This is a genomic window from Kordia algicida OT-1, from assembly GCF_000154725.1.
GTDB lineage: Bacteria > Bacteroidota > Bacteroidia > Flavobacteriales > Flavobacteriaceae > Kordia > Kordia algicida.
This window is the reverse complement of the sequence record NZ_DS544873.1, coordinates 364,970-386,594: the sequence shown is the minus strand read 5'-3', so window position 1 is coordinate 386,594 and position 21,625 is coordinate 364,970. Positions and strand designations below refer to the sequence as shown.

Here is a 21,625-nt window from a genome sequence, read left to right as displayed (position 1 = left end):
ATGCAAAGCATCTTTTCAAAATTGCGTAACTTTCAGTCAACTAATCAATCAACCACATATGAAAAGAATGCTACAATTTTTAGTAGTTATGATTCCGCTTGCCGTGTTGTCTCAAACAAACACAGAAGTATATCTTTTTGACCTTTCTGCAAAAAAACATAAAATAAAAGTCAGCAACGGAAAAAACATTTCTAACAACGAAGGTTACGACAATCAACCTTCCTTTCAATACCAAAACACTATTTTATTTGCGTCTACGCGCGATGGACAAACAGATGTAGTTTCATATACAAACGGCAGAAAAAAGTGGCTTTCAGATACAAAACAAGGAAGTGAATATTCGCCAACGCAAGTTCCAAAAAGCAAATATATTTCTGCGATTCGATTAGACACCACAGGTGCACAACATTTATATTATTACCATAAAGGGAAAAATAAATCACTACTGAAAGATTTGAAAATCGGCTATCATGTTTGGCACTCTAGAAACATATTAGTCTCTTTTGTCTTAGGCGAACCGCATAAACTTGTCGTTTCAAACCTTAAAAAAAACACCCACAAAACGGTTGATACAAACATTGGACGCTCGCTACACAAAATTCCAAATTCAGATTTAATCAGTTATATCAAAAAGAAAAAAGACGCATGGGAAATTCGTTCCCTAAACGTAAAAACAGGTGAAACGAAAAGAATTGCAACCACAATTCCGAATGTAGAAGACATGTGTTGGTTGGCAGATGGGACTATTTTAATGGGAAAAGGAAAAGCACTCTATCACTTAAATCCTACGTTAAATTCTGGTTGGAAAGCAATGGAATTAGAAAACAAAGGAAAAGGCGATTGGAGAATTGTAAAACTATTCGATGAAGAACAATTTGACAATATTACACGTATTGCGGTAAATAAATCAAATACCAAAATTGCGATTGTAGCCGAACCAGAAATATCACTTGAACCCAAATTGGAAAACATTCGTTGGATTGCGGGCAATTGGAAAGGTAAAGCTTTTGGTGGAATTACCGAAGAAAACTGGAGCGAACCTTCTGGCGATTCTATGATGGCAACCTTCAAGCTAATTGTAGATGGAAAAGTGATTTTTTATGAAATAGAAACGATTTCGGAAGTAAATAACAGTCTCCTTTTACGTCTAAAACACTTTAACAACGAATTGAAAGGTTGGGAAACGAAAGATGAAACGGTCGATTTCCCACTGATTAGAGTCACCAAAAACAAAGCAATTTTTGAAGGAATGACGTTTGAATCAATCGATAAAAATAACATGGTCGTTTTTGTCACGATGAAACAAAAAAATGGCGACACATCAATTGTTCCATTTCATTATACCAAAGAATAAACCAATGATAAAACATTCTAAAAACCGACTCGAATCGTTAAGCGACGCCGTTTTCGCATTTGCTGCTACGCTCATGGTTGTCAATCTTGGTGCTAACGCAGACTTTTCATCTCTTAAAGAAGAATTGCCGATGTTTATTAGCTTTGGAATCAGTTTTTTTGTGATGATTGCTCTTTGGAAATTGCATTACAACTTTTTCCGACGCACCAAATATGTTGACAATTGGATCATTGCCTACAATACTTTTTTTCTATTTATGATTCTGTTTTACGTGTTTCCGTTAAAATCGCTAGCAACGGCTGTAATTCTAAAAACACGCATGTCAATCACGGAACTTTCAGAATTATTTCAACTATACAGCGTAGGATTCTCACTCATATTTCTATGTTTGGTTTTAATGTACAAACGCGCATACAAAAAAGACACTAAAAACGAAAATCCATTGATCTTACAATTTTACAAAAGACACTTTTTCATCTTTGTTTTAGTAGGATTGATATCTTCTGTACTCGCATATTTTCAATTAGGAATCAAATTCGGGTTACCTGGAATTATTTATAGTATTCTTGGACTACTCTGTTATATTCACAGCAAAACATTTCACAAAAAATATCCACAAAACAATTTATTTTCATGAAAAAAATCCTCACTTCCATCCTACTCTTTTCAATAACATTTTCAATGGCACAAACCGATCAACGTTTGTACGATATCATCGATGCCGTTTCTGCTGATCGTATAGAAAATGACATCAGAACGCTAGCAAACTTCGGAACGCGTAACACCTTTAGTGACACCATTTCGGAAACACGCGGAATTGGTGCTGCAAGACGTTGGATAAAAAACGAATTTGATAAAATTTCAAGCTCTTGTGATAATTGTCTAAATGTATTTTATCAAAAAGATTTTGTGACGAAAAAAGGAAATGATCGTGTTCCTAAAGACGCTTGGGTTGTCAATGTTGTTGCGGTTCAGAAAGGCACAAAATATCCAAATCGCTATATTATTATGAGTGGCGATATTGATTCCCGCGCAAGTGATACTATGGATTTTACCACCGACGCGCCAGGTGCAAATGACAATGCTTCTGGAATGGCTGGAACGATTGAAGCTGCGCGTGTATTATCAAATTATGAATTTGAAAACAGCATCATTTACGTAGGACTTTCAGGTGAAGAACAAGGATTGTTCGGCGGACGTGGCTTGGCACAATATGCAAAAGAACAAGGTTGGGATATTATTGGTGTATTAAATAATGATATGATTGGAAATATTGAAGGTGTCGATGGCGTGATTGACAATCGTTCGTTCCGAATTTTCTCCGAACCAGTTCCTGCCAACGAAACCGAACGCCAACGCAGAAGACGTCGCTTTTATGGTGGTGAAGTAGATGGAATTTCAAGACAACTCGCAAGATACGTTCATAAAAACGTAAAAACGTATATGCCTGAAATGAATCCGGTGCTAATTTATCGCTTGGACAGATTTGGTCGTGGCGGACATCATAGACCTTTTAATGACTTAGGTTTTGCGGGAATCCGAATTATGGAAGCGCATGAAAATTACAATCGTCAGCATCAAGATATTCGTGAAGAAAATGGTATAAAATATGGCGATGTGATTGAAGGCGTCAACTTTCCGTATGCTAAAAAATTAACGGCTGTAAACGCGATCAACTTGGCAAGTTTAGCTTGGTCGCCACTTCCTCCAAAAAGTGTTGAAATTGGTGGAATTGTAGAACCGAGCGTGAAATTTCGTTGGAAAAAATCGGAAGATGACAATATTATTGGTTATAAAATTTATTGGAGAGATACGACTGCGCCACAATGGCAACATTCACGTTTTGTTGGCGATGTAACAGAATTTACTTTAAAAGGAATTGTGATTGATAATTATTATTTCGGAATTGCTTCTGTTGGGAAAAACGGACATGAAAGTTTGATTGTATTTCCTGCGAAAACGTTTAGATAAAAAGGTATGAAAGATCGCGAAGAACTATACTTTAAAAATGATGTCGAATGGCGTGCGTGGTTGGAGAAAAACTATGACACGTCTTCTGGCGTATACCTCATCTTTTATAAAGTAAGTTCTGCAACAGAAAGCATGCGCTGGGAAGAAGCCGTAAAAGTTGCCTTGTGTTTTGGCTGGATTGATAGTACCGTAAAAAAACTAGATGACGAACGCAGGCGACAATATTTTTGTCCGCGAAAGCCTAAAAGTGTTTGGAGTAAACTCAATAAAACGTATATCGTTGAATTGACTGCGGAAGGAAAAATGCACGAAAGTGGTACGCAAAAAATGATTGCTGCGATTAAAGATGGTTCATGGACAGCACTTGATGATGTAGAAAATTTGGTAATTCCGAAAGATTTACAAATAGCATTTGACAAACATCCAAAAGCGTTTGAAAACTATCAAAATTTCAGTCCATCGTACCGAAAAAGTTATTTGTATTGGCTGCATCAGGCAAAACGTGAAACCACTCGCGAAAAGCGCATTGCAGAAATTATTCGATTGTGTACAAAAAATATCAAAAGTAGAGATACGCGGTAATTCGTAGGAACTTATACCATTTACACTTTAAAATAGTTTACTCCGTATAATGAATAATAAACGTATTTTTCTTTTCTGCTGCCTTAATTCCGTAACCGTTTCCTAATTTTACATTAAATGTAACTCCACTCACTTGATCTGATAATGTTGAGGCTAATTTTTCAGCAATGTCTTTGATATTTTTATCATAATAAAAAACGGTTGGTTCATTCGAAAAAAAAGCATATTTCTCCTTCCAATCTGGATATACTGTGATCGAATAATTTTCTTTCTTAATGAGCGTTGTAAGTTGATTTTTTATTCGTTCATTTGGCTTGTATGAATAAAATCGAACATTGTATTTGATATTATTATTACTTACACGGAGAATTTCTTGTTCGCTTTTAGTAAGTTGTGTTTTATTTGGTCTTACTGCTTCGTAACCAATTTCAATGGCTTTACTTTTCCAACCGCTTGTCCGTGGATTATCAAATTCTTTGATATTTTTAATAGCTACACCACTATTTTTCAAACTATTGACCAATACAGAAAGTTCTGATTTGTTTACGTCACTTCCATACCAAACGGTGTTTACAGCGTAACGTCCGTTGTCATTTGGAACATCTTTAATATTCAATCGAAAACTCGGGTTTTTCATCGTTTGTATTAAGTTTTCTATACGATTGCCATCACGTCTACGTTTGTAATAACGCACTATGGTATTGTCGCTAATATTATTGGTAATTCGGTTAATTTTATCCTGAGCCAAGTTAATATTCGTCAATACTGCTTTTTTATCACTACTCGATCCGCTACTTCTTGCCAATTGTTTTTTGATGGTAGCCAATTCTTTATTTAAGGTAGAAACCAAACGCGTGATCGAATCTGTACGAATAGAATCTTGCCTGCGCAAACGTTCATTTTCTATTTGTTGCGTTTTATATCTTGCCAATTCTATTTCATTCATTTTAATCACAGTAGCATTATCTTCAATGATAACTTCTTGCTTTTTTAGATTTTGATCGTACACAATGACCGTAATAATAAAAGCAATCATCACTAAAGTAAAAATCAATACAATGTAATTATAGCGCCTGTCTTTTTTGCGAACTTCAGCAATCGTTTCTTCTATCGATTTATATGTTTTCATAAATAGTTGTTCTTTTAAACGATTATCAATCGCATGAATTCATCATTTAATTCTTTGCGCTCACTATCTGTAAGTTGCGACAAGGCATTGAGCAAACGCTTTCGCTTGAGTTCGAATACTTTGATGAGTGTAATTCTGTTTTTTTTCTTCTGAATTTCTAAAAAAGGATAACTGCTAAAAGCACCTGGAATCAATCCTAGCAAGGAAGATGCGATATCTTGTCCGTTAGTCATAAATAGAAAAACTGCCAAACCTATACTCAGCGCAATCGCAACATAAATTAATCGGTAATGAAAATTGACACTTTTTGTATAGCCGTTTTTGGCAACTTCAATTTCTTCTTCAGAAACAATCGTACTTACCAATTCGTTTTCGTTTTCTTTGATATCTTTGGCTTCATCAGCTTTGACAGCTTCTTTGTTTACGATTAATTTCGGAATGTGCTCGTCTCCCTGATCGGTTAATGCAATGGTTGCTAAAGCGATTTTAAACGCATCTTTAATCGTTCTTCCGTTAAATAAAACGTTGTAGAATGTTTTTGAAAAATTGATGGCGACATCATCTGGAATTTCATTATTCATCCCGATGATATAAGGAATGTCTTTATTAAAATTGTCAATTCCTGCCAAACTGTGACAGGTGTTTAGAAATACACAATCGATATGTGATAGAAACCCTGATAAAACTGCCGATAGTTTTTCAATAGAAACTTCTTCTTTGTAACCTTCTACATCTTCCAAAAGCAACTGTTCATCAGTGTTTCCGTGTCCCGAAATATGTAGAATATTGGGTTCAATCTTTAATAAATGATCGATCAATAAATCTTTCGTTACTGCGCCACGCGATTCAAATAAAAACAATTCTTTCTTTTCGCTTCCGCCCAAAACTTCGCGTATCGCATTTTCTTCCACATCCAAGCGCAATGCATCGCTATCAATAGGATTTGCCTTTATGAATAATATTTTCACTGTAGTTGAAATGACGTTATAATTTTAAATTTATACTATTGGCAATTGCTTCTAATTTTACACTTTCGTGAGCATCGCTCCGTACATTGACACGTGAAAGTATGATTTGTTCAGGATCGTTGCTTTGAAACATTTCTGCGGCAGCTTGAAACGACAACCGACTGAGTTGCTCAATAAACGAAACATTCACCTGATAGGTCTCTGCATCTTTAAACGCGTTAAAATGTGTGCTTCGTACACCTTCTTCCGAACGACTCACAGGTTTTACAATTCGCTTTTTCTGCATTTGCCGTTGCTGACTCGTTAAAAAACCTGCTCTGTATAATTCATTATCTTTTACATAATACACCACTTTCCAGAATAAGTAGGGCAATTGTACCTTTTCATCATTTACTTTTTTCAAAAACTCTGGATCGTTTTCTCTAAAAACGGGACCACTAAACAAACAGATTTTCATACTGTTTTTAATAGTTTCATGGTGTAAAATATAGTTTTCGATGCTTTTCCAAACACCTCTATTTAGCTTACTTACTTGCGGAATTGCATTGGTGTAGTAAAATGTTGATCGCGCTGCCAAACGTGCAGCTTCAGCGTTATTTCCCCATTGTACATCTTCTCTTTTTGCCATATGACCTTTGTCAAAATCATACTTTTCGGCATCATACAATGCTTTTCCCCATTGTGTTTCTAATGGAATTCGCGCGTCTTTTTCCCAGCGTTCACTTCCTTCAAAAATTGTATCTCTTTTTAGTTTATGGAATTGTTTTCCATCTACATTAACGGCTGAATAGTAGGGGAATTTTCGAAACGGATTTTGCAAAACGCTGTAGTTTTGATATTGCAAATAAAAATCGTCTACATGCCAATTGTTGGCATGAAACTTTGCGATTTCTTCTGCGGGAATCGTTGGCGTTTTTACCAAATGTGTTTCAAAAAAATTAGTTAGATAACTCAACTCAGTTTGTGTTAACGTTCCTAAAAATATTAAATTCCATAAGTTTATACAACTCTATTACTAAAGATTTTACTTTATAATGAAACAATTAAATCTTCCTCATTTGTTTCATTGGGCATGTGTAATTTCAAATCTTGCAAAAATTTATTAGAAAATACACGCTGCATTTCTGTAGATAACACTCGGTTGCGATAGCTTTTCCATTCTTTCACTTTGTCACCAAACATATGTGTTGCCAAATCTGAAAATTCCCAATTGGAGTTTTTCTTCAATATATGGTAACTGGAATTTGGAACTATCGGTATCATCTTTGCTACAAGAGATTTATTAATTTACAAAAACCCAAAAAAACTTCGTAAAAATTGGTTAAAGCTTCACATAGGAAAAATGTTGGGCGGTTATATTTCGGCAGTAATCACTTTTGTCGTAGTAAATCAATTTACTGGTTTTGGAAACTGAAGAAAACAGCTAACATAACAACAGTAACAATCGAATTATTTATGAAGTGAATTTGGCATTTAACTCGTTAACAATATGTTCTATTTTTTTGTTTTTTGCTTCCTTTTCTAAAACTATTGCTGGAGCGTGTCTCAGTTCGCAATCTTTAATAGCACAACGTTCGCATGTTACTCCAACAGATTGTTGCTTGATCGTTGGATCTTCTAAAAATTTTAATTTTCGTTCCAACTGCTTATTGATGAGCAAACCAACACTGATGCTTCTGTAAGTATCTTCTTTAAAAGGATCGTTTGTGGCAGATGAAAACAACAAATATTTTGCACCATCGTCCTCATAATTAGAAATTTGAATGTTGAACTCATGACTATTTTTATTTTCACTGATATCTTTTAAAACTTGTAATGATATCCAGCGTCGGCAATAATGTTCATTGGTTTCATTAGCTCGTGGCGAATGCTGATGTGATAAATGAAGTTCTTTTTTTAAGTGAAATTTCTCGCTTCCAGCTTTATGTGTAAATCTTAGAAAGAATAAATTCTGAATATTAAATGCCTTGGGTAAAATATTTGTCAATCGTTGATAAAATGATTCTGGGGAAGCGTTAAAGGTTTGTAATATTTGTAAAAATGATTTTTTGTCAAAAGTTTCTTTAGCAAATAGCGTTTCTAGTTGCAAAGTCAAAGTATCTTTAGGAATTATCAATGCTCCCGCAAAATATGAAGCATAAAAATTATGAAGTACTTCATCAAAACTTTCAAATTTTATCCATGGAAATGTATATAATCTATCTGTGATTTTTAAAAAATTATAGGCGATTTCCTTCGCGTAGACAAATGTACGTTGTGCTTCGTCTATTCCGTCGGCTAACAATAAAGTTTTGGTTTTCGGCACAAAAACTGAACGCAAATTTTCTAAAGCTTCATATGAACTCAGTTCATTTTTATGAATTGTATATCCGTATTCTTCTATTAAAATTTCCTCCAAATAATTTGAAGAAATTGGTCGTGTCAAATCTACTTGATAAGCTTTTGAAAACGATAAAACCTGCGTTTCTAAATCATTAAAATAATTATTATTGGCTTCTTGAAATGAACGAACTGAAGCTAAAAAAAAGCTTTCTCGGCTAAAATTATAATGCTGCGCTATTTCAATAATTGTACTTATAAAAGCATTGACTTTTGCTGGTGCGTTGGCTACAATATCAATTAGATTGCTTTCTTTAATTCCAAAAAGTTCTAATGGAATTTCTTTTAAAATTTTTGATTGCAACAATTCTCCAATTGGAGCCAAGTTTTTGTCTAATTTTAACGAAACCATCTGATCGTAAGGCACATCCAATTTTTCAGACAGAATAACAATTTTATCTGGTTTTGGATATTTCTTTCCTTTTTCTATCTCGTTTAAATACGATTTTGACAACCCCGTAATTTTAGACAAGCCAAATAATGACAAATTCTTATCGGTACGTATTTGCTTCAGCTTTAAGCCAAATATGAGTTTTATATATTCTTGTTCCATAGTGAAAAGCAAATATAATCATTTTTGCGAATCGCATAAAAATTGCGAACAAGATTAATTTAGCGAACGTTCGCTTGTTTTTTTTAAAATCTTTATTTTAATATTGTCGTGTAAAACAATAAGATCATGGAAAACACACTTTTAAATCAGTCAAGAATTCAATTCACTAATGAAGTAAGAAATTATTATCCTGAAATTTTAACAGATGCTGCTTTGGAATTTATCACGGCACTTCATGAAAATTTTAATGACAAACGACTTCAGCTACTTCAAAATCGTGAAATGCAACAAAAGATTTTTGATACTGGAAAATTTCCAGAATTTCCAAAAGAGACAAAAAACATTAGAGAAAGTGACTGGACTGCTGGAGAAATTCCAAACGATCTTCAAGACAGACGTGTTGAAATTACGGGACCTGTAGATCGAAAAATGATTATCAATGCGCTCAACTCTGGAGCAAAAACCTTTATGGCCGATTTAGAAGACAGCAATGCGCCAACATGGAAAAACAACATAGAAGGACAAAAAAATTTAATAGATGCCAACAATAAAAGCATTTCTTTAATCGATACGAAACGTGGTAAATCTTACAAACTAAATAATGAAACCGCTGTGCTTTTAGTAAGACCAAGAGGTTTACATTTAAACGAAAGACATCTTGTTATTAACAACGAAGAAGTCTCTGGAAGCTTGGTTGATTTTGGATTGTACGTTTTCCATAACACCGAAACCTTACTAAAAAATGAAACAGCTCCTTATTTTTATTTACCAAAACTAGAGCACTATACTGAAGCACGTTGGTGGAATACTGTTTTTGAATTTGCTCAAAATTATTTAAATGTTCCAATCGGAACATTCAAAGCTACTGTTTTGGTTGAAACGATAACCGCTAGTTTTCAGCTAGACGAAATTATTTATGAATTAAAAGAACATATTGTCGGTTTAAATTGTGGGCGTTGGGATTATATTTTTTCGTACATCAAAAAATTCAGAAATCATCCAAATTTCATAATTCCAAATCGCGATCAAGTGACCATGACTACACCATTTATGGATGCTTATTCAAAATTGGTAATTCAACGATGTCATAAACGCGGAATTCTAGCTATTGGCGGAATGGCTGCTCAAATTCCTATCAAAAATAACGAAAAAGCAAATGCTGCTGCACTAGAAAAAGTACGAAAAGACAAAGAACGTGAAGTCAAAAATGGACATGATGGCACCTGGGTTGCGCATCCTGCATTGGTTTCTGTAGCCATGAATGAATTTGATAAGCATATGAAAACTCCAAATCAATTACAGGTAACCCGCGACGATGTCAAAATTACACAACAAGACTTAGTTGAACTACCAAAAGGTACAATTACAGAAGCAGGAATCAGGAAAAACATCAACGTTGCAATTTTATATACAGAAGCTTGGTTGCGTGGTTATGGTGCTGTTGCCCTATACAACTTAATGGAAGATGCAGCAACTGCTGAAATTTCAAGAACTCAGGTTTGGCAATGGCTCAAAAATGAGGCAACTCTCGAAGATGGAAGGAAATTTACAATTGAATTATATATAGATTTATTAGATGATGAAGTTGAAAAAATAATCACTGAAATTGGTAACGAAAACATAAAAAACAGCAAATTCAAATTAGCAATAGAGCTTTTTGACAAGCTAGTTTTGTCTGAAGAATTTGTAGAATTTCTAACACTTCCAGCATACAAACACATTTAAAAAAAACAATCCTGCGATTGCGGCAACAATCAACAGGATCTCATTATTAATATAAATAACGTATCACAAAATTATGAAAAATTTATCAAAAACCAGCTATAGTTCGGCACTAGACACGGTAAGAAACCTGAAAAAGAAATATGGCGAAACTTGGAATGAAATACATGCTGAAAGTGCGGCAAGAATGATGCTTCAAAACCGTTTTAAAACTGGTTTAGACATTGCTTCTTATACAGCAAACATCATGCGAAAAGATATGGCAGCTTACGATGCCGATGCTTCACAATACACACAATCACTCGGCTGCTGGCACGGTTTTGTAGCACAACAAAAAATGATTGCCGTTAAAAAACATCACAAAACAACGTCAAAAAAATATTTATATCTTTCTGGATGGATGGTTGCTGCCTTACGCTCAGAATTTGGTCCATTACCAGATCAATCTATGCATGAAAAAACGGCAGTTTCATCACTCATCAAAGAAATTTATGACTTCTTGCGCCAAGCAGATGCAATTGAATTAAATGACTTATTTAGAAGGCTTGAAAATGGAGAAGATGTGCAAAGCAAAATCGATAATTTTGAAACACATATTGTACCAATAATAGCTGACATTGATGCAGGTTTTGGTAATGAAGAAGCAACATATTTGCTCGCCAAACAAATGATTCAAGCTGGTGCCTGTGCCATTCAAATTGAAAATCAAGTATCAGATGCAAAACAATGCGGACACCAAGATGGTAAAGTAACTGTACCGCATGAAGATTTCATAGCAAAACTAAATGCAATACGATATGCGTTTATAGAATTGGGCGTTGAAAACGGAATCATCGTAGCTAGAACAGACTCTGAAGGTGCTGGATTGACTCAAAAATTACCTGTAAGTGAAAAACCTGGAGATTTGGCTTCGCAATATTTAGCCTTTGTTGAAGCAGAAGAAATTGCAATTACTGAAGCCAAAGAAGACGAAGTACTGCTAAAAAGAAATGGAAAATTAGTGCGTCCTATCCGATTACCAAATGGTTTATATAAATTCAAAAAAGGTTCAAACATCGACAGAGTGGTGTTGGATTGCATTACAAGTCTTCAAAATGGTGCCGATCTTCTATGGATTGAAACACCAACGCCAGACATAAAGCAAATTGCACATATGGTCAATCGTGTAAAAAAAGTAATTCCAAACGCAAAATTAGTATACAACAACTCTCCTTCTTTCAATTGGACACTTAACTTTCGAAATCAAGTGTATGAAGAAATGCTTCTTGAAGGCGAAAACATGACTGCTTACGATAGAAATAACTTAATGGATGCGCAATACGATGGTTCAGAATTATGTCATCGTGCAGATGAAAAAATCAAGACTTTTCAACTAGACAGTGCTAAAGAAGCAGGAATTTTTCATCACCTCATCACGCTGCCAACCTATCACACGACTGCATTACATATGAACAATCTAACAGAAGGATATTTTGGAAAAAACGCAATGTTAACTTATGTAAAAGACGTACAAAGACAAGAAATTCGCAAAGGTGTTTCTTGTGTCAAACATCAAAGAATGGCTGGTTCTGATCTTGGTGACGATCACAAAACATTTTTTGCTGGGGAAAAAGCCCTAAAAGCTGGCGGCGAAAAAAATACATCAAAACAATTTGAAGAAAAAAACAATACGACAAAAGTTGAAGAAAAGATAAGTGTACTTACTTAACCCAAACACATATAAAGTCTTACTTATCAACTTATATTCAATATAAAGAAAGTAGTTGTCAATTACGAGCGCAGTCGAGAAAGCATAGAAAATATATTGTTTTTATTGAATCTCGACTGCGCTCTCAAATTTTACATTAAATTCCTAAAAATCAAATAAATATAACTAAATAAATATATAACTCACTCATTCTGCACTACGAACTCATCTTGACTTTTATTTTTAATCGAAAACGAGTTAAAATTTATTCAAAACAAAACCATTCTTTAAAGTCTTAGTATCGCTATGGATAAAAAATAGCTGAAATATGGGCGAATTCTAGGAAACAGAAAAAATAAAGAAAAATTCTACAAATAAACACAAGTCTATAAATAATTTTCCAACAGCAATTCAAAGACAAGCCACATTTAAGACTTCCTCAAAACACCTTAACACTCTTTTAAGAAATATTAACATGATATTAGCTAATTTAGAAGCTTAAACTAAAAACCTAATGTTGAGAGCCAATCTTTCTGTCCTTTTCGGACTATTCTTTGCCTGCATCGCGTTTGCGCAAGACAAAAAAAACACTGAAAAATGGGATGTTTCCAATCCTAAAGGAGATTTCAATTACAAAGATCACAAATTTACAACCACCGAAGGTACATGGATGAACTTAGACGTAAGTCCTAATGGAAAAACCATCGTATTTGACATGTTGGGCGATATTTATACGATTCCTGTTTCTGGTGGAACCGCCAAAGCATTACGCACAGGAATTCCGTTTGAAATACAACCTCATTTCAGTCCAGATGGTTCTAAAATTCTCTTTACAAGTGATGCTGGTGGCGGCGATAATATTTGGGTAATGAACGCAAATGGTTCAGACGCCAAACAAATTACCAAAGAAAGTTTTCGTTTATTAAACAATTCCACTTGGATGCCAGATGGCAATGCATTCATCGCAAGAAAACACTTTACCTCAACACGTTCACTCGGTGCAGGAGAAATGTGGCAATATCACATTACTGGCGGATCAGGTTTACAAATCACCAAAAGGAAAAATGCACAACAAGACGTCAACGAACCTTCTGTTTCTCCAGATGGTCGCTACTTATACTACAGCGAAGATGTATATCCTGGCGGATCATTTCAATACAACAAAGATCCAAACAAACAAATCTACGTTATCAAACGTTACGACTTTCAAACAGGAAAAACGACACAAATTACTGGCGGACCTGGTGGCGCTTCACGTCCACAAATCTCACGTGATGGAAAAAAATTAGCGTTCATCAAAAGAGTTCGTACCAAATCTGTATTGTATTTGCACGACTTACAAACGGGCGAAGAATGGCCGTTATATGACGCTTTAGACAAAGACCAGCAAGAAGCTTGGGCTATATTTGGTGTATATCCAAACTTTAGTTGGATGCCAAACAATAACGAAATTGTCTTTTGGGCTGACGGGAAAATTCAGAAAATAAATATCACTTCGTTACAAGTGACTAACATTCCGTTTAAAGTAAATGCCAACATTCAAATTGCAGAAGCGGTTTCGTTTAATACGCCTGTATCACCTAAAAATTTCGATGCGAAAGTAATTCGCCAAGCAGTTACTTCTCCAGATGGAAAAACGCTCATATTTAATGCAGTTGGTTATCTATGGAAGAAAAACTTACCGAATGGCACGCCAAAACGACTAACGCAAGGAACTGACTTTGAATCAGAACCGAGTTTTTCTCCTGATGGAAAAGAAATTGTGTATGTTACTTGGAATGATCTCAACTTAGGAACTATTCGTAAAATTTCGATCAATGGTGGAAATTCGATGCAGCTATCTACCGAAAAAGGAAGTTTTAGAACACCTTCATTTTCTCTAGATGGAACGCACATTGTCTATCGAAAAGAACGCGGAAACAGCGATCAAGGATTTACCTTTGCTAAAAACGCAGGAATTTATACGATGAAAGCCGATGGAAGCAATTCAAAGTTCGTAACAGCACAAGGCGAATATCCTATCTTTTCTGCAGATGGGAAACGTATCTTTATCCAAACTGGCGGAACGTATTTTGGAAGTTTGACAAAAGCATTGCATAGCGTAAATCTTCAAGGAAATGACAAACGCACACACTTTACCTCAAAATATGCAAATAGAATTGTACCAAGTCCAGACAACAAATGGATTGCGTTTTCACAATTACACAAAGCCTATGTTGCACCAATGGTTCTTACGGGACAAACGGTAAATCTTGACAACAAAACAAAAGCTTTTCCCGTAGCACAAATTGCCAAAGATGCTGGCGTTAATTTACATTGGTCGCCAAATAGTAAAAAAGTAATGTGGACTTTGGGTGACGAATATTTCTCGAATGAAATTAAAAATAGATTCACATTCTTAGAAGGATCTCCTGAAAAAACGCCAGAACTTACCACAAAAGGAACAAAAATCAATCTCACTTTAAAAACTGACAAACCTAACGGACGAATTGCTTTTACAAATGCACGAATCATTACGATGGATAATGAAAAAGTGATTGAAAAAGGTACCATTCTTATCAAAGACAATCGAATTGAAGCCATCGGAACAAACATTCGCATTCCAAACGGAACGAAAACGTACAACATGACAGGAAAAACGATCATGCCAGGAATGGTAGATGCACACGCACACATTGGTGCTTTCCGTTATGGATTAACGACTCAAAAACATTGGCAATTCTATGCGAATTTGGCTTTTGGAGTCACAACTGCACATGATCCTTCCGCAAATACGGAAACAGTTTTCGCCTTATCGGAATTGGTAAAAAACGGAACGTTAGTTGGTCCACGACTCTACTCTACCGGATTTATCCTTTATGGAGCTGATGGCGATTTCAAAGCGGTTGTCAACAATCTAGAAGACGCACGATCGTCCATACGAAGAACAAAAGCATTTGGCGCATTATCGGTAAAAAGTTACAATCAGCCACGACGCGAACAACGTCAGCAAATATTACAAGCAGCACGCGAAGAAGGCATTTTTGTAGTTCCTGAAGGCGGATCGACATTCTATCACAACATGACTATGATTATGGACGGACATACTGGTGTAGAACACAATATTCCTGTTTCTCCTGTATACAAAGACGTTTTGGAATTATGGGGAAACAGTAAAACAGGCTACACGCCAACATTAATTGTAAATTATGGTGGTGTAAACGGCGAATATTATTGGTATCAAAAAACCAATGTTTGGGAAAACAAAAAATTACTAAAATACACACCAAGAGGAATCATTGATGCGCGTTCTAGACATCGCACCATGTTGCCTGATGAAGAATATAAAAACGGACATATCTTAGTTTCAGAAACGGTAAAAGCTTTGGCAGACAAAGGTGTAAAAGTAAATATGGGCGCACACGGACAATTACAAGGTTTGGGCGCACATTGGGAATTATGGATGATGGAACAAGGTGGCATGTCTCCAATGGAAGCTTTAAAAACAGCTACCATCAATCCGGCGGAATATATCGGTGCTGGAAACGATATTGGTTCATTAAAAGTTGGAAAACTTGCCGATTTAATCATCATGGATAAAAATCCTTTAGAAAATATTAGAAACACAGAAAGCATCACACACACCATGATTAACGGACGTTTGTACGATACCGAAACGATGAATGAAATTGGAAACGAATCCAAAGAACGCTCAAAATTCTATTGGGAAAACAATAAATACAACGCAGCATTTCCGTGGCATGAAGAATCAAATAGCTTTATGCGTCTAGGTTGCGGTTGTCATTTGGGACATCAATAGTCTTTGAAATTTTAAATGTTGAATGCTAAATTTTAAATGTAAAAATGAATTTGGGATTTTTGATTTACGAATTTTGATTTTTTCAAACGTCACTTCGAGTAAAATTATGCACATTGAGCGGAGTCGAAATGAAATAATTTTGTATCGAGAAGTACTTTGAAATGATAAAGGCATTAGGTCTAGGGAATTAGGAATTAGTTCGCTTCCCAAAAAACAAATATAAATTGAACAACTTAATGAACAACAAATAACAAAAATCTAAAAACAAAGTGATCTAGAAGCGAAGCGCTCCAATAATCAAAGAGCTAAGCAAGTCTAACTAACAAACCAACCTAAAATAAAATGAAAAAACTAATCCTACTTTTACTCACCTTTTCCGCTTTGAGTATGTCTGCACAAGATTTTACTATGGAAACGGTTAAAAATATGAAACCGCGTAATATTGGTCCTGGCGGAATGAGCGGACGTGTGACTTCCATTGCTGTTGTCACCGAAAATCCAGACATAATGTACGTCGGAACGGCTTCTGGCGGACTCTGGAAATCTACTTCGGGCGGCATCAAATGGAAACCAATTTTTGATAAAGAAGTGACAGCTTCTATCGGCGCAGTTGCCATTCAACAATCAAATCCAAGCGTAATTTGGGTTGGAACAGGAGAAGGAAATCCACGAAACAGTCTCAATGGTGGTTACGGAATCTATAAATCCTTAGATGGTGGCAAAAACTGGAAACTCATGGGATTAGAGAAAACACGCCATATTCATCGTGTTATTATTGATCCTACAAATCCTGACATCGTATATGTTGCCGCAATTGGCTCACCTTGGGGAGAACATCCAGAACGTGGCGTATACAAAACAACTGATGGTGGTGAAACTTGGAAGCAAATTCTATTCGCAAATAATAAAACTGGAGCTGCCGATTTAATCATGGATCCAACAAATCCAAATAAATTAATCGCAGCAATGTGGGAACACAAACGCGATCCGTGGTTTTTCAAATCTGGTGGCGAAGGTTCAGGTTTACACATTACGCATGATGGTGGAAAAACTTGGAAAAAACTCAGCGATAAAGAAGGGTTGCCAAAAGGTGATTTGGGAAGAATCGGAGTTGCCATCGCGCCAAGTAGTCCAAATATTGTATATGCTTTGATTGAAGCAAAGAAAAATGCACTCTACAAAAGTACTGATGGCGGATTCAAGTGGAAAAAAGTAAATGACAAAGCTGGAATCGGTAATCGTCCGTTTTATTATTCTGAAATTTATGTCGATCCGCAAAACGAAAATAGATTATATACCATTTTTACCTATGTAAATGTTTCTGATGATGGCGGAAAAAGCTTTCGACAACTCATGCCGGCGTATGGTGTAAGCAACGGAGTGCATCCCGATCATCACGCATGGTGGATTCATCCCAAAAATGGAAAATTTATGATTGATGGAAATGATGGCGGAATGAACATTACCAAAGATCGCGGACAAACATGGCGTTTTATAGGAAACTTGCCTGTAGCGCAGTTTTATCACATCAATGTAGATAATGAATATCCGTATAATGTGTATGGCGGAATGCAAGATAATGGTTCTTGGCGCGGACCTGCGTATGTGTGGCGTGCGCAAGGAATTCGCAACTCATATTGGCAGGAAATTTCGTTTGGAGACGGATTTGATGTTGTGCCAGATAAAGACGACTCACGCTACGGTTGGTCTATGAGTCAGCAAGGTTTTGTCTCACGATACGATTGGATAACAGGAAATAATTATACGGTAAAACCTACGCATCCTGATGCAGATATAAAGTTACGTTTCAATTGGAATGCAGCCATCAATATTGATCCTTTTGACAATAGCACACTCTATTTTGGAAGTCAGTTTGTACACAAAAGTACCGATAAAGGTTTGACATGGGAAGTAATTTCTCCAGATTTATCTACGAACGATCCTGAAAAATTGAAACAAGCTGAAAGTGGCGGATTGACGATGGATGCCACTGGCGCAGAAAATCACTGTACTGTTTTGGTTATTGAACCTTCGCCGCTAGAGCGAAACATGTTATGGGCTGCAACCGATGACGGACGTGTACATGTCACAAGAAACGGCGGACAAGAATGGACAGAAGTTACCAAAAACATTAAAGGCTTGCCCGCAGGAAGTTGGATTGTACAAGTAAAAGCTTCCAACAAAAAACAAGGAGAAGCGCTATTGGTTGCTAATGATTACAGAAGATTCAATTATGAACCTTACGCTTACCGAACGACTAATTATGGTAAAACATGGGAACGCATTGTAGATGCTTCTGATGTAAAAAGCTATACACTTTCTATCGTGGAAGATCCTGAAAATAAGAATTTATTGTTTTTAGGAACTGATGATGGATTATATATTTCGCTTGACGCTGGAAACAACTGGCAAAAATGGACTTCGGGTTATCCAACAGTTTCTACGAAAGATTTAGTGATTCAACCAAGAGAACACGATTTAGTGATTGGAACTTTTGGTAGAGCTGCCTGGGTTTTAGACGATATTCGTCCGTTGCGAGCAATTGCCAAAGATAAAAGTATTTTGTCTAAACATATTGCTTTGTTTGAACCTCCAACAGCGTATCAAGCGGCGTATCAACAGCCAACGGGAAGTCGTTTTGGAGCAGATGCAACCTATCATGGTGAAAACAAAAGAGGTGGCGCCATGATTTCGTATTACATCAAAAAGAAAGACCTACCGAAATCTGATAAAAAAGACAAGAAAGAGAAAGATGAAGCTAAAGAAAATGATGAAAAGAAAGTAAAATGGGATTCGATAAAACTTGAAATTTACAACAACGGAAAACTCATTCGCACCTTAAAAAATAAAGCACCGAAAGAAAATGGAATTCACAGAATATTTTGGAGAATGGATGAAAAAGGTGTAGACAGACCATCGAGAAGAATTTCTAAAAGCAAACGTGAACGCGGCGGAATTTCTGTAAAACCAGGAACCTATCAATTGAAAATGACGTATGGCGATCAGACTTCTGAAACGTCTATTAAAGTTGCGAGTGATCCGCGTTTGCAAGTTTCTCAGAAAAATATTGACGAAACCTACGCTGCTGGAAAGAAAATTGAAAACATGACACAAACTGCAGCAGATGCTGTAAAACAATTGGTAGAAAGCAAAAATACTGCAAAAAACTATCAAACGACACTTTCTAAATTAGACAAGAAAAAACACAAAGAAGCCATTAAGGAATCTAAAAATATCATCAAACGAATTGATGAAGTCATTGCGCTCTATTTAGGAAAAGAAGACAAACGACAAGGAATCACGAGAAATCCTGAAGTGAATGTGATGCAACGTATTGGCGCTGCAAATTGGTATGCTAGTTCACGACAAACAGGATTGACAAGTACCGAAAAACAGTTAATGCAACATGCCGAAGACGCACTAAAAGATGCTTTAAACAAAACAAATACGTTTTTTACTGACGAATGGAGCAACTATCGAAACGCCATGGAACAAATTGACATTAAACCATTTAAAGAAACAAAGACGTTTCAATTAGATTAAGAAATTGCAATTGTTTGTTTTTGTTTGATTATCTACTTACCTTGTTAAACAGAATTAAAAACGCAAACTAAACCAATATATAATGAAAAAAGCTATATGCATTCTTGCAACTGGATTACTGTTAATTTCTGTAAGCTGTAAAGGCGAAAAGAAAGACGATAAAAAGCCAGAAGCAACAGAAAAAACTGAAAAAACAACAGCAGAAACTAAAAAAGTGAAATTCGCTTTAGAACCAAAAAGTGACAGTAAAGTTTCTGGAAATGTTGTCTTTACCGAACGAGATGGAAAAGTATCTATGACAGCGATTATGGAAGGATTAACACCTGGAACACACGCCATTCATATTCATGAAAAGGCAGATTGTTCTTCGGCAGATGGAAAATCGACTGGCGGACATTGGAATCCAACAGCTCAACCACACGGAAAATGGGGAGTTGCAGAAGGATATCATAAAGGTGATATTGGAAATTTTACCGCAGAAGATAACGGACAAGCAACAATTACTTTTGAAACCGATCAATGGTGTATTGGATGTGATGATGCTACTAAAAATATTATCGGAAAAGCAATTATTGTACACCAAGGAACAGACGATTTTGTATCGCAACCTTCTGGAGCAGCTGGCGCGCGTGTGAGCTGTGGCGGAATTATTAAATAAGAAAATAAAAAATAGTATATTTATAAAGCTACTTTCTTTAAAGTAGCTTTATTTTTGTGTATAATTTAACGAAAGCATGAATCCATCAGCAAAAGGCTGGATCAAAAAACTATTAGCCGAATACAACGCACATACAGAAACACTTGCGGTTTTTTCGCTAGACGATTTGTATAACGAATTGAAAGCCTGTGGTTTTGTTTATGGAACAAACTTTCGTGCCATTTTTGATCGAATTGACAATTCCGATCTAACCCATGAAGAATTGTGTAAAGTCAATTTAGTACTATCATTCCGTTTTGTACACGAACACTACAAATCTCAGCATAACTTTATAGATAGCATTACTAATTTTTACAACCTTGTAGATGACTATAAAAGTTCTTTCTTTGAAGAATTATTTCTTGGGAAGAAAAAGTCTTTCGATTTGCTCGAAAGTATGATTAACAAACGTATTGCAATTGATGATAATGTCATCACAAAAAACTTCAATTATTTCATTACCAACACCTTATTGTTTGTTGATGTATTGGCATATGAAAAATATTTGCAAACTGGCGATGTTACTGATGCATATTTACGTGATATAGAAGCTACAATTGAAACGATCATTTTTGCTGCGCTTGACTTAAAGAAAGAAAAAACAGAATACGACGAAAGCTTAATTAGACTGTTTGAAGCTTCTTTCCGCTATCACAACCGCGAACGTTTGCATTATGAAAATGTCATTTCGAAAATAACCAATCCGTTAACCAAATATTACATTATTGATTTGGTATGCATGACCTTTTGGACAGATAAAGTGATTGACAATGAAGAACGCAAATTTTTAGATCGTTTGGGAGAAGATTTACAAATGCCAACTGAAATTTTGCTAAAAGCGACTGATGATATTTATGTGTTTTATACGGAACACAAAGATGATATTGCACTGTTGAAATCGCGCAATATGGTACAAAGTTTCTATGAGAACTCTAGTAATATGGTAAAAAAACTCATCAATAGAAACAAAAAACGTTTGGCTACAGAAATGTATGAAAGCAAAGAATTGATGATTTTACTAACGCAATCTACCACACGATCACTCACAGATGAAGAACAAAAACGCGTCAAAGATCAGTTATTAGATATTTTTAAAAGTATTCCGAGTTTGGCAATCTTTATGTTACCTGGCGGCATGTTGTTGTTACCAATTGTGATTAAATACATTCCTAATATTTTACCTTCCGGATTTGATGATAATCGAGTTAATGAAAAAGAAGATTGATTTTTTTTATTTTTTG

The 21,625-nt window shown here is 35.6% G+C and carries 15 protein-coding genes; 10 read left to right on the top strand and 5 right to left on the bottom strand.

The window, feature by feature from the left end; genetic code table 11:
* Nucleotides 1-58 precede the first annotated feature (58 nt).
* From KAOT1_RS01725 to KAOT1_RS01705, 4 genes are read left to right on the top strand one after another with little or no spacing between them, the layout of a single operon-like run.
* Nucleotides 59-1,354, top strand: a complete 1,296-nt coding sequence (locus tag KAOT1_RS01725) for a DUF6265 family protein (protein WP_007092946.1) — start codon at nt 59-61, stop codon at nt 1,352-1,354.
* 4 nt (nt 1,355-1,358) lie between these two features.
* A complete protein-coding gene (locus tag KAOT1_RS01715) occupies nt 1,359-1,991 on the top strand; it encodes a TMEM175 family protein (protein WP_007092945.1) in 633 nt (210 codons plus the stop codon).
* Entirely contained in the window at nt 1,988-3,325 is a 1,338-nt protein-coding gene (locus KAOT1_RS01710; RefSeq protein ID WP_007092944.1) for a M28 family metallopeptidase, read from the top strand. The genes KAOT1_RS01715 and KAOT1_RS01710 overlap by 4 nt, the downstream gene beginning before the upstream one ends.
* A gap of 6 nt (nt 3,326-3,331) precedes the next feature.
* Entirely contained in the window at nt 3,332-3,907 is a 576-nt protein-coding gene (locus tag KAOT1_RS01705; protein WP_007092943.1) for a YdeI/OmpD-associated family protein, read from the top strand.
* Between the two features lie 37 nt (nt 3,908-3,944).
* Here KAOT1_RS01705 and KAOT1_RS01700 read toward each other — a convergent pair whose 3' ends face one another.
* The 5 genes from KAOT1_RS01700 to KAOT1_RS01680 form a co-directional block, all read right to left on the bottom strand.
* On the bottom strand, nt 3,945-5,036 hold the full coding sequence (locus KAOT1_RS01700) for a hypothetical protein (protein WP_007092942.1): 1,092 nt from the start codon (nt 5,034-5,036) through the stop codon (nt 3,945-3,947).
* 14 nt (nt 5,037-5,050) lie between these two features.
* On the bottom strand, nt 5,051-6,004 hold the full coding sequence (locus tag KAOT1_RS21760; RefSeq protein WP_007092941.1) for a CHAT domain-containing protein: 954 nt from the start codon (nt 6,002-6,004) through the stop codon (nt 5,051-5,053).
* A gap of 16 nt (nt 6,005-6,020) precedes the next feature.
* The gene (locus KAOT1_RS01690) at nt 6,021-6,959 is read right to left on the bottom strand and encodes a DNA/RNA non-specific endonuclease (RefSeq protein WP_040559258.1); all 939 of its coding nucleotides are present in this window, start codon (nt 6,957-6,959) and stop codon (nt 6,021-6,023) included.
* A 74-nt stretch (nt 6,960-7,033) separates the two neighbouring features.
* Nucleotides 7,034-7,267, bottom strand: a complete 234-nt coding sequence (locus KAOT1_RS01685) for a hypothetical protein (RefSeq protein WP_007092939.1) — start codon at nt 7,265-7,267, stop codon at nt 7,034-7,036.
* Between the two features lie 190 nt (nt 7,268-7,457).
* Nucleotides 7,458-8,936, bottom strand: coding sequence for a helix-turn-helix domain-containing protein (locus KAOT1_RS01680; RefSeq protein WP_007092938.1), 1,479 nt, complete (start codon nt 8,934-8,936; stop codon nt 7,458-7,460).
* Between the two features lie 126 nt (nt 8,937-9,062).
* On the opposite strand from KAOT1_RS01680, the gene aceB reads away from it, so the two are divergent.
* From aceB to KAOT1_RS01650, 6 genes are all read left to right on the top strand, one after another.
* Entirely contained in the window at nt 9,063-10,661 is a 1,599-nt protein-coding gene (aceB, locus tag KAOT1_RS01675) for a malate synthase A (protein WP_007092937.1), read from the top strand.
* Nucleotides 10,662-10,734: 73 nt separating this feature from the next.
* Nucleotides 10,735-12,366 (top strand): isocitrate lyase, encoded by a 1,632-nt coding sequence (locus KAOT1_RS01670; protein ID WP_007092936.1) that lies wholly within the window; start codon nt 10,735-10,737, stop codon nt 12,364-12,366.
* Nucleotides 12,367-12,859: 493 nt separating this feature from the next.
* Nucleotides 12,860-16,144 (top strand): amidohydrolase family protein, encoded by a 3,285-nt coding sequence (locus KAOT1_RS01665; RefSeq protein ID WP_007092935.1) that lies wholly within the window; start codon nt 12,860-12,862, stop codon nt 16,142-16,144.
* A gap of 342 nt (nt 16,145-16,486) precedes the next feature.
* Complete coding sequence (locus tag KAOT1_RS01660; protein ID WP_007092934.1) at nt 16,487-19,687, top strand: WD40/YVTN/BNR-like repeat-containing protein; 3,201 nt, start codon at nt 16,487-16,489, stop codon at nt 19,685-19,687.
* Between the two features lie 82 nt (nt 19,688-19,769).
* Entirely contained in the window at nt 19,770-20,345 is a 576-nt protein-coding gene (locus KAOT1_RS01655) for a superoxide dismutase family protein (protein WP_007092933.1), read from the top strand.
* Between the two features lie 76 nt (nt 20,346-20,421).
* Entirely contained in the window at nt 20,422-21,609 is a 1,188-nt protein-coding gene (locus KAOT1_RS01650; protein WP_007092932.1) for an LETM1-related biofilm-associated protein, read from the top strand.
* The last annotated feature ends 16 nt before the right edge of the window (nt 21,610-21,625 follow it).

What these genes read in the sequence shown, in the direction of transcription:
- KAOT1_RS01725 (WP_007092946.1), top strand. Translation starts at nt 59, where the DNA reads ATGAAAAGAATGCTACAATTTTTAGTAGTTATGATTCCGCTTGCCGTG.
- KAOT1_RS01715 (WP_007092945.1), top strand. Translation starts at nt 1,359, where the DNA reads ATGATAAAACATTCTAAAAACCGACTCGAATCGTTAAGCGACGCCGTT.
- KAOT1_RS01710 (WP_007092944.1), top strand. Translation starts at nt 1,988, where the DNA reads ATGAAAAAAATCCTCACTTCCATCCTACTCTTTTCAATAACATTTTCA.
- KAOT1_RS01705 (WP_007092943.1), top strand. Translation starts at nt 3,332, where the DNA reads ATGAAAGATCGCGAAGAACTATACTTTAAAAATGATGTCGAATGGCGT.
- KAOT1_RS01700 (WP_007092942.1), bottom strand. Translation starts at nt 5,036, where the DNA reads ATGAAAACATATAAATCGATAGAAGAAACGATTGCTGAAGTTCGCAAA.
- KAOT1_RS01685 (WP_007092939.1), bottom strand. Translation starts at nt 7,267, where the DNA reads ATGATACCGATAGTTCCAAATTCCAGTTACCATATATTGAAGAAAAAC.
- KAOT1_RS01680 (WP_007092938.1), bottom strand. Translation starts at nt 8,936, where the DNA reads ATGGAACAAGAATATATAAAACTCATATTTGGCTTAAAGCTGAAGCAA.
- aceB (WP_007092937.1), top strand. Translation starts at nt 9,063, where the DNA reads ATGGAAAACACACTTTTAAATCAGTCAAGAATTCAATTCACTAATGAA.
- KAOT1_RS01670 (WP_007092936.1), top strand. Translation starts at nt 10,735, where the DNA reads ATGAAAAATTTATCAAAAACCAGCTATAGTTCGGCACTAGACACGGTA.
- KAOT1_RS01665 (WP_007092935.1), top strand. Translation starts at nt 12,860, where the DNA reads ATGTTGAGAGCCAATCTTTCTGTCCTTTTCGGACTATTCTTTGCCTGC.
- KAOT1_RS01660 (WP_007092934.1), top strand. Translation starts at nt 16,487, where the DNA reads ATGAAAAAACTAATCCTACTTTTACTCACCTTTTCCGCTTTGAGTATG.
- KAOT1_RS01655 (WP_007092933.1), top strand. Translation starts at nt 19,770, where the DNA reads ATGAAAAAAGCTATATGCATTCTTGCAACTGGATTACTGTTAATTTCT.
- KAOT1_RS01650 (WP_007092932.1), top strand. Translation starts at nt 20,422, where the DNA reads ATGAATCCATCAGCAAAAGGCTGGATCAAAAAACTATTAGCCGAATAC.